An 8,543-nucleotide genomic window follows, 5' to 3' on the forward strand; every position below is an offset into this window, starting at 1 on the left:
TGTTGCTGCTAGTTATTGCTACTAATACTCTCACTTAGTGTCGATGGTAAACCGTACATCCATTGCAACACAGCCCTTCCCTTCCTGCATTACCATCAGCGGATTTATCTCAAACTCCATTATCTCTGGGAAATCCATGCTAAGCTGTGATACTTTCATGAGCGCATCTATTATCGAGCCGATATCTGAAGGTTGTTCGCCCCTGACGCCTGCTATAAGTGGATATGTCTTGATGGAAGTTACCATGTGCTTTGCATCATCAATGCTGATAGGCGCTACAGCGAACGAAACATCCCGGAGGAATTCCACATACGTCCCTCCAAGCCCGAACATGAGAAGAGGTCCGAATTGCGGATCCCGGTTCATTCCGATTATTACCTCCTTCCCCCCACCGAGCATCTTCTGTATCTGGACACCCGATATCTGCGCGTTATGCATATAGTGGCTGACATCTGACATCATGGTATTATAAGCGCGCTCCACATCATCCGCATGTTTCAGGTTGAGGCGGATACCTCCCACATCAGTCTTGTGAGAGATATCAGGAGATACGATCTTCATAACCACAGGGTAACCAATCTCTTCGGATATCCTCACGGCTTCCGGAAGGTCTTTCGCGATCCTGGAATCAACCACCGGAATACCGTAGGAAGAAAGTATATCCATGGACTCAAGGCCAAGAGTCCTTGTTTTCGTCGCACAGGCTTCCTTTATTGCTGCATTTGCAATGCTTTTATCCACATTGAGCACGCCGGGGGAAGAGTACTTCCTGTTCCTTATTGAATGGTATTCGCATAATGCATACATACTGGCAACCGCTCTTTCCGAGGAAGGATAGTTCGGAATGCCGTTCTTGTGCAACACGTCCTCACCTTCCTGAACACGGGTACCGCCAGCAAGATTACACAACACGGGTTTTTCAGAGTTTCTTACGATGTCGACTATCTTTTCCGCAATCTCTCCCACAGCAGTCATTGCCTGCGGAGACACGAGGACGATCACCCCATTGACATTCTTGTCTGCAAGCACGATCTTAAGCGCATGCGCATATACATCGGCGCTGGCATCGCCGAGTACATCCACAGGGTCGTACAGGCCTGCAGCCGGTGGAAGGATATCCCGGAGTTCTGCTATTGTAGCTTCTTCAAAGGAAGTGATTGTCAGTCCTGCATTGGCACATGCATCCGCTGTCAATATGCCAAGACCTCCTGCATTGGTAACGATAGCAATGTTCCTGCCGGATGGCAGGGGATAAGCTGAAAAGGCCCGGGATTTATCAAGCATCTCGGTCAGGGAGTCTGCACGCAGCACCCCGCTCTGCCTGAAAGCTGCATCATAGGCAGCATCTGCACCTGCAAGAGTACCCGTATGGGATGAAACCGCCCTTGAACCTACCGAGGTCCTGCCTGATTTGACAACTATCACTGGTTTGGCTCGGGTCACCTGTCTTGCCACCCTGATAAATTCAGGTCCTTCCTTCACACCTTCCAGATATGCGGCTATTACAGCTGTGTCATCATCTTTATAGAAAAAATCAAGAAAATCGTTCTCATCAAGATCAGCCTTGTTGCCCAGACTCACGAATTTGGAAAAACCGACACTGTTCTTCTCAGCCCAGTCAAGGGTCACGGTACATATAGCTCCGGATTGCGACATCATTGCGATGTTTCCTCTGAGGGCCATGTTTGCAGCAAAGGAGGCATTAAGACCTGAGGTTGTATCAATTATACCCAGGCAGTTAGGCCCCACCATGTCTATACCGTACTTCTCGCACAGTGCAACGCATTCACGCTCAAGATGCGCACCTTCTATACCTGCTTCCTTGAAGCCTGCAGATATCACGACAACATTCTTCACACCTGCAAGAGCACATTGCTCGATGGCTTCAGGAACGAGCTTGGCCGGTATCACTATGACCGCAAGGCCTACATTTCTCTCTTTGGGTACATCCAGAATGGAAGGATATGCGCGAAGCCCCAGTATTTCCTTATCCTTGGGGTTTATGGGTATGATATCGATATTATCACTGGCAGCTATCAGGTTCTCAAGCACTGCTCTTCCCACTTTACCTTCATTCCTCGAAGCCCCTATAACGGCTACAGCCTTCGGATCAAACATTCTGTCAAGCATATTGTTCCCTGGATTTTCCCTTCTCACTACTAAGCCTCAATGATACATAAAAATATGGGGAGAGATGGTAGAAACTCAAAATGAATACTTGCAAGTCAGGTTTATGATGTGCTCACTTTTTAAACTGTATACTATCATTTTCTCCCTACTCATCTTCATTCCCGGGACGTGCCATATACTTAAGACCAGCCATACCTACTACCCCGGCAACTAGCAAGCTGACCAATAAAAATGCTACATTCCTGTAAGTATTGTAGTGCGGGATCTCATCCATGCCTCCTGAAGCAGCTGCAGTGTCCCCGATAGTGCTTACAGCCTGGTCTTTATCAAGTTTATATGGCTCGTAGTCCATGCTTACAATGGCAAAAACTGAGAAAACAGGAGTATGTGCTGTGTAATACACATAAGTATCATCCTCCCCGGTCTTTTCGGTAACGAGGGGACTCCAGCCATTAACATGACCGTACAGAACAATAGACTCATGATCAATGTTATTTGAGAGGAGCCAATCCTTCCCAACCTTGAAATTCACCTTTGCATCATTTGTCATATACGGAGAGAACTGTGCATCCCCTACCCAGATATTAAAGTTCTTATACACAGTTCCCGGAGGTGCCTCGTTGATGAGTGTCGAGGTGTTCTTCAGGATCTCTACCACAGTTTTGACCTGTCCTCCATTTACTTCCGATATGAAGTTTATGGATACGATATTGTTACCCTCAAGCCCAAATTCAAAAACCGCCTCCTGTCCCTTAACAAGAGAGGCGAAAGAGTAATCCTTGAGTTCTATGTTGTCGTGTGCTTCCGTTGAATCACGGAAATCCTTAAGGAAATTTGCATCTTCAGTCACCGTGGGTGAAACGTTTGCAGAGACATTTGATTCATTATCTTGATTGATGGCTGGATTTGTTGTCTGACTAGTATTTGAATTATCCGTTGAGCTGCTGACTGAACTGAGATCGGTGCTGCTGTCACCCTTATTAGCGCTGTTGCTAGTAGTGCCAGTGTTAAGGTTGTCACTGTTCTCAGTAGTAATAGTAGTAATGGGTTCAGGGATACTAGTAGTACTTTCAGTACTGGAACCCCTTGTCAGACTAGTGGTTGAACTGGAGGCGGTGTTGGCAGGATTATCCTTAACACTGTCATCACTGTCATCACTGTCAGTATTGATATTATCACTGGAGTCCTTTCTATCGTCGATGTCAACCTCACCATCTTTGTCATTTTTTACGTTGTCCGTAGGTTTTTCGTTATCATCGCCAGTCTTAGTATCTTTGTTTTCATTCTGATCAGTCGAAACAGAAGATGTGCCTTTTGTCTCATCGGAATTAGTATCATCTTTCTTGTCGTTATCCCTGATACTCTGTTCAATCTCTTTCTCATTATTGCCCTTACCAGAAGAGTAAGTAGATACTACATCCTCATCTTGAGATGATGATTCGCTGACATCGTAATCATCTTCTTTATCGGGAAGAACAGCAGGAATTATCTCGTCTTCATCCTGATTCCCACGCTGGTCCTCAGCTGTATTATCATAAGTATTAGATTTGTCGGCGGTTTCCTCTTCTCGGTCAGAGTAAGGTATATAATCTGGACTTTCAGATGTTTCCATTTCGTAATTATCACCACCAGAGGAATCATCGTCATCATCTAAGGAATCATCATCCCGGTAGTTATCAGAATCATCGTCATCATCTAAGGAATCATCATCCCGGTAGTTATCAGAATCATCGTCATCATCTAAGGAATCATCATCCCGGTAGTTATCAGAATCATCGCCGTCATTTGAGGAATCATCATCCTGATCGTTATCCGAATCTGCATTTGTTGATCCTGCTGACATCAAAATGATTAAAACACACAAAAGACACAACAGACTTCTCCTTGACTTCCAGTAACCAGACCTTACAGTATTCGGTTCACTTAAAATCATAGATAGATCCCACCACCATCAACACAAACTTAGTTTCTTCTGTGCAGCAATAAAAAGAAGAGAAACTGTCTTCAGGAGAAAAACTACATATTATGAAAAACGATATTGTTCCGGAGGATTATAGATCTCCCGGCTTGGATTTCCATTTTCTGTATTGTAATTAGTCTAGCGTTTAAATCGCCTGTATCGTTTTCCATCAGGATTACCTAGTTGTGCGATCTCTTTACCCAGCTGTCCCCTATACCTGTAACCCAGCATCCCCACAGCCGTAATCCCGAGAATGGTAAAGAACAAAATACCGGACGACTTACGCTCCTGAGTGGCATTACCAGTCGCAGCAAAATTGCCATTGTCAGCAGACATTGTGCCGTTTTCATCATCTTCTGATTGCAAAGCACCCTGTCCGCTATTAGTGGAAAGTTCCTGCAGTTCTTTTTCATCCATGCTTGAAATGGCAAAAATGGAAAAAGCCGGAGTTTTCGCAAGATAATATATGTAGGTCTCATCTTCATCAATACTTGTGGTAGGCAACTGGCTCCATGCCCCACCGGCGTATCGGAGTAGTTTCATCGAAGCCGGTTCTACACTATTGCCTGATATCCAGTCCTTTTTCACCTGGAAAGTGATACTTGCATCAGATATGCTGGCTGGCGAGAATTTCTCGTCCCCCACCCATATGTTCACATTCCTGTAAACTATTCCCGGAGAAGCCTTGTTGACCAGAGTAGAGGTACCCTTTAGGGTCTCTACTATAGTTTTGGTCTGTCCTCCGTTCAGGCGTGTAGTGAGAATGACCTTTGTGATAATACTATTATCCTTAGTGAAATTGTACACAGTCGCAGTATCTTTCATGACATACTTTATGGAATAATCCTTGAACTCAACGTTTTCGTACTCCTCCCCACTGCTCATGGAACTGCTACCACCGCCCCCACTACTACCTCCAGTGGGGCTTGGGATGGATGGCTCCCTGGCAGTCACAGCAATCGTCTGGTAATCGTTGAGTTCTCCATCACTCACCTTGAAGCTGACAGAATACGTACCTTTCTGTGAAGCAGAGGGTGTCCACCTGAAGATCCTGGACGAATTGTTAAAAGTTGATCCTGATGGCAGCCCCGATGCAGAGAATATCAGTGGGTCACCATCTCCATCAGAAGCACTAACAGTGAACTCCAGCGTGCTGCCAACATTGACATCCTTGGACCCTATAGTGTCAAATTTAGGTGGCATATTGGTATTATCAACTATGATTGTGGCAGTCGTACTTGCACTTAATGAGCCATCTGAAGCCGTGAATTGAACGTAATGAATCCCATAGTCAGAATAACCAGGAGTCCAGATGAATGTGTTCCCCCTGATAGTGCCAAATGAGACGTTTTTCATGAACATGAGGGAATCACCATCAGGGTCTGCTGCAGTAAGAGGCATTTGTAAAGTTTGTGTTTCACTGGCAAGTTTTGCAGGAATGGAAGTTATTTCAGGTGCCCTGTTAACGTTAACAACTTCAATGGCCGCAGTTATAGAATCAGTGAAACGGAAGACACTATCATCTGAAACCCTGAGTTCGATAGTGTGTCTGCCTGCATCATAATAAGAAGGAGTCCACATGAATTTCCCTGTTGTACTTTCAAGAGTTGCACCGGAAGGATAGAATCCCATAGAATAACTTAAAGCGTTATTATCTTTATCAGAAGCATTGACATTAAAAGACAATTTCTCATTCTCGTTGATCCTTTGATTGGGCAGAGATTCCATTTCCGGAGGTGATACATTAAATCCCACTGCAATTATGACTCCTTTTGGGGCTGAGTATGATAACCCATCACTCACATAGAATTCCAGAGGTAGGTATTCGGAATTAACGGAAGACCACCGGAACAGCCCTGTTGCAGTATTGAATTCAGCCCCTGCAGGCAATGCGCTTACGTTATGATAAGTAAGAGCATCCTCATCCGGGTCATAAGCTGTGAGTTGTAGGGTAATCTGCTCATTTTCCTTCGCGGATACGTCCGGGATAGAATAGAGTACCGGTGCCCTGTTAACACTATTGACGGTCACTTTTGCGTTTTGGGTTACTTTTTTGTCGCCATCACTCACAGTGAACTGGATGTTGTATTCACCTGCATCATCATAGGTAGGTTTCCATGAGAACCTATTACCGGATATCGTACCCCATGGCACGTTTTTGGTAAACACCAGCACATCATTATCCGGGTCAGATGCCGTAAGGGTTATTTCAAGAAGGGTATTCTCACTAACAATAAAGTCTGCAATTGGTGTGAATTCGGGTGGACGATTCACATTGTTTACCGTGATAGTGACATACTCAGAATCCTGGCTTGCCCCGTCATAAACAACGAATTCAATTTGATAAATACCCGCCTGGTCGTAGCTTGGTACCCACTGGAAAACACCGGATGTGACGTCAATGGTTGCGCTGCCGGGAAGATTTGGTGAGGAGAAAACAAGAGTATCATTATCTTGATCAGATGCGGAGAGAGTGAAGGTAAGTAAACTGTTCTCATTTACATATCTGGGACCAATGACTGCAAGGATGGGATCCCTGTTAACGTTGATCACAGTAATTGTGATGTTTGAGTAGATAACAGAAGTTCCGTCAGTTGCTGAAAAGCTTACAGGATAAGTGCCTGCATCATCATAACCGGGAATCCATGAAAATATCTTTTTGCCGGCGTTCTGCTCGCTACCATCGGTAAAAGAAGCTCCTTCAGGCAGTCCTGTGACCCCGTAAACAATACTGTCACCGTCAGGATCGGTAGCAGATACCGTAAATGTAAGAAGCTGGTCTTCATGGATACTTTTATCCTGAAGCTGGAATGCGGGAGGACTTGCTCCTGCTATATTAGCAGATAATAACAGTAATGAGATAATCAGGCAAGAAAGAATGTAATCCTTTAACCTTTTTTTATCACCGAGTAAAACATTTTGTAGAGCGTCAAGAGCCGGATAACCCACCATATATGCTGTATCTCAAACTACAGTAAGATAAATATTATTACATATATTCATTTAATTATAAAATAAGGAAGATAATTACGTAGAAAATATCCTGGCAGGACCATTATATCCTGCCAGATTTTCACCTAACTGATTCAATTTAAAGCCAAATGTATATCTACCGTTTGACGCGCCTGTAACGTTTACCATCCGGATTACCCAATTGTGTGCGGACCTGTGATAGCTGGTCCTTATATTTGTAGCTGAGTACTCCAAGGGCCGAGATGCCTGCAAGGACCAGCAGGAAAGTGGATGAGCCGGAAGACTTCGCCTCAGGGGAAAAGACATTACCTGCTTGCGGAGTCTGGCTGTCTTCAGTTGACATCTGTGCACTTTCCCCACTCTGGGATGGTGAGCCCTGTTGATTACTGCCTGAGACTGCTTGTTGTTCCTCCTTGCTTATGCTTGATATAGCAAATGCCGAGAATCCGGGTGTCTGGGCAATATAGTAGACATATACGTCATCCTCGCCGGTCCTGCTGGTTGGTAATTGAGCCCACGAACCGCTATTATACCTGAGCATACGGATGGATGCCGGATCTATACCATTCCCTGCTATCCAGACTTTCTCAACCTTGAACATGATCCTTGCATCGGACAAAAGGTCGGGAGTTGTCTTCCCATCCCCAACCCAGATGTTGACATTCTTGTAAACATTCCCTGGAGCTGCCTTGTTGACCATAGTGGAAGTGCTCTTAAGCATCTCTATCACAGTTTTGGTCTGTCCCCCGTTCAGGCGGGCCGTAAAACCAATTCCAACAATGCTGTTACCTTCCTTAGTGAATTCGAACACCGTCTCAGTATCCCTCAGGACATACTTAATGGAGTAGTCCTTAAGCTCGATGTTCTCATACTTCTCACCGGTAGACTGTCCGCCACCGCCACCGCCACCGCCTCCAGTTGTTGGAGTGGTTGTGGACTGTGCTTCTGAGACTGTAATGTTGTAAATGCCTGCTATATTTGAACCGTCTTTGGATGTAGCCTTAACAGTTACTGTTCCTACAGCGGTTCCTGTCAGCAATCCTGTTTGAGTAATTGTAGCGGTTCCAGTCCCATTTATAACCGACCATATTACAGTTTTGTCGATTGCATTTGTTGGAAGTACTGCTGCAGTCATTTGCAATGTTTTGCCATTCTCTACAGTAGTAGCAGAACCTGCTGCTGTCACATTTATTGAAGATACTGTTACAGGTGCAGCATTGACAGTAATTGTCTGGATTGCAGTTTCTCCACTCTCGGTATGAGTGATAGTGACGGAAGTGTTGGTTGTTGCAAGAATGCTTCCATTTGCTGGATCGGCAGTGATACCTTCAGAGATGAAATCTGCAAAAGCAACATCCTCGGTAGTTGAATTTGATCTTGCCAGTCTTATTACCAGACCATTCAGGTCAAGAGCATCACCTTCAGTATAAGTTACTTTTGAAGGAGCTGCATTGATAGAAATACCGGTTACTGTTACAGG

The 8,543-nt window shown here is 44.9% G+C and carries 4 protein-coding genes; all 4 read right to left on the reverse strand.

The window, feature by feature from the left end; translation table 11 throughout:
- Positions 1-30: 30 nt before the first annotated feature.
- Positions 31-2,157, reverse strand: coding sequence for an acetate--CoA ligase family protein (locus tag QZZ22_RS00380; protein ID WP_342765063.1), 2,127 nt, complete (start codon positions 2,155-2,157; stop codon positions 31-33).
- A gap of 118 nt (positions 2,158-2,275) precedes the next feature.
- The gene (locus QZZ22_RS00385) at positions 2,276-3,973 is read right to left on the reverse strand and encodes a PGF-pre-PGF domain-containing protein (RefSeq protein WP_292461519.1); all 1,698 of its coding nucleotides are present in this window, start codon (positions 3,971-3,973) and stop codon (positions 2,276-2,278) included.
- Between the two features lie 255 nt (positions 3,974-4,228).
- On the reverse strand, positions 4,229-7,042 hold the full coding sequence (locus tag QZZ22_RS00390; RefSeq protein WP_292461521.1) for a putative Ig domain-containing protein: 2,814 nt from the start codon (positions 7,040-7,042) through the stop codon (positions 4,229-4,231).
- 157 nt (positions 7,043-7,199) lie between these two features.
- Positions 7,200-8,543, reverse strand: a 1,344-nt coding sequence (locus QZZ22_RS00395; RefSeq protein WP_292461523.1) for a PGF-pre-PGF domain-containing protein, incomplete at its 5' end; no start/stop codon positions are given.

Origin of the sequence: Methanolobus sp. (assembly GCF_016278365.1) — an archaeon.
Lineage (GTDB): Archaea > Halobacteriota > Methanosarcinia > Methanosarcinales > Methanosarcinaceae > Methanolobus.

Bases quoted from the DNA above. Each gene is read 5' to 3' on its own strand.
- QZZ22_RS00385 (WP_292461519.1), bottom strand. From the start codon at position 3,973: ATGTCAGCAGGATCAACAAATGCAGATTCGGATAACGATCAGGATGAT.
- QZZ22_RS00390 (WP_292461521.1), bottom strand. From the start codon at position 7,042: ATGGTGGGTTATCCGGCTCTTGACGCTCTACAAAATGTTTTACTCGGT.